The sequence below is a fragment of the Frankia sp. CcWB2 genome (assembly GCF_977927585.1).
In genome coordinates, this window is the sequence record NZ_CDWRCM010000016.1 from 25,007 (window position 1) to 26,702 (window position 1,696).

Sequence of the window (1,696 nt, forward strand, 5' to 3'; positions counted from 1 at the left end):
CTTACCACAACCTGTCCTTTCTCCCCGGTGAATGGGTGATGCCGGACGACCCGCGCTACCCTGCCATCGTCAAGGACCGCGACTCAGCCGACCGAATCGAGCACTACCTGGACTACCTGCGCCTGGCCGGGGACTCGGTGGCCAGGGCGCTGCACCTGCTGGCCCAGCCGGCGGCGGGCCCGGCCCTGTTCCACTGCGCGGCGGGAAAGGACCGTACCGGCATGCTCGCTGCCCTGCTCCTCAGTCTCGTCGGCGTGCACCCCGAGGCGATCATCGCCGACTACGTCCAGACGAACGAGCGCATCGACCGGGTCAACGCCCGCCTGGCCGACCGACCGTCCTATAACCACTCGGTGACCTCGCTCACCTCGGGCCAGCTGGCCTGCCGGCCCGAGGTCATGCGGGGCTTTCTGGCCGGTGTCGACACCGGTTGAGGCGGTCCCGCGGCCTGGGCTCGGCACACCGGTCTCACCGAGACCGACCTGCGGTCACTGCGCACGGCCCTGGTTGGATAGCTTCGCGTGGACGAAGACCCTCGGGACGTGGCATGACGACGTGGGCAACGGGACACCCCCGATCCCGGAGACGGACAATGTGCGGATGATCAATGGGGCGCCCGCACGTTCTACCCTGGCCGCGTTCATCGTCATCACCCTGATGAGCGGCTGTGGCGTACTGCGGTACCCCCACCTCGACGTGCCCGACGACCTGGTCCCGGTCTTCCGGTCCGCGGCGGCGACCTACGGTGTCCTGACCGCCGCGCAGCTCGCGGCGCAGGCCCGGGTGGAGAGCAAGTTCGACGCGCAGGCGGTCTCGCGCGCCGGCGCCCGGGGCATCATGCAGTTCCTCCCCACCACCTGGGCCGAATTCGGGATCGACGGCAACCACGACGGGATCACCGACCCACTCGACCCGCTCGACGCCATCCCGTCCGCGGCCTTCTACGAGGCCCGGCTCGCCCAGGAGGTCGGGTATCTACCCGGCGACCGGGTCTCGCTGATCCTGGCCGCCTACAACGCCGGCCCGAGCGCCGTGCGAACCGCCGGGGGCATCCCCGACTTCCAGGAGACCAGGGCCTACGTGGCGAAGGTCCACGGCTGGGCGGACACCTACTCCGACCGGCTCTGACGCCCGGTGACCGGCAGAGTCGTGGCGATGGCTCATAGGACCCGGAGTGCCTCGCCGGCCACGGCAACCTCGTCCCCCGGCGCGAGCTGCCGGCCCCGCCGGGTCTCGACCTCCCCGTTGACCCGCACCATCCCGCCCGCGAGCAGCTCCTTCACCTCGGACCCGGCCTCGACCACATCCGCGAGCTTGAGGAACTGCCCCAGCCGTATCCCGTCTCCACGAATGCTCACCTCGCGCATACCCGCAGCATCCCGCATCGCCTCCGCTCCCGCCCCACTCCCGCTCCTGTGGCCTTCCCGCCTCGGCACCATCCCCCGTTCGGTGAATTCCACGCCCGGGACCAGGCCCGACCGACCGGGGTATCCCGAACCACCCGTCGGAGCCACCTGCCGGGACCGGCAATGCGCCGAGACCAGCGACGTGCCGGGACCCGCAATACACAGGGGTGCGGGACGGCTGAGGCATGCTGACGGGCGTGGCAGCCTCCTCCTCGGATTCCTCCTCGGACGCAGCGACCGGGACAGCCCGCCTTGAACCGGGGGCACCCCCCGTCCCCACACCGGCATCC

At 70.7% G+C, this 1,696-nt stretch carries 2 protein-coding genes and 1 pseudogene; 2 read left to right on the top strand and 1 reads right to left on the bottom strand.

Annotated elements, in window-relative coordinates; all coding sequences use genetic code 11:
• Together ACY45C_RS03425 and ACY45C_RS03430 are read left to right on the top strand one after the other, a co-directional pair.
• Positions 1–515: pseudogene (locus ACY45C_RS03425) on the top strand (tyrosine-protein phosphatase); the annotation flags it as partial.
• A gap of 85 nt (positions 516–600) precedes the next feature.
• Complete coding sequence (locus tag ACY45C_RS03430) at positions 601–1,128, top strand: lytic transglycosylase domain-containing protein (RefSeq protein WP_462186196.1); 528 nt, start codon at positions 601–603, stop codon at positions 1,126–1,128.
• 32 nt (positions 1,129–1,160) lie between these two features.
• Here ACY45C_RS03430 and ACY45C_RS03435 read toward each other — a convergent pair whose 3' ends face one another.
• Positions 1,161–1,385 carry an RNA-binding S4 domain-containing protein gene (locus ACY45C_RS03435; protein WP_011437857.1) on the bottom strand — a complete coding sequence of 75 codons (225 nt, stop codon included), beginning with the start codon at positions 1,383–1,385 and terminating at the stop codon, positions 1,161–1,163.
• Between the last annotated feature and the right edge of the window lie 311 nt (positions 1,386–1,696).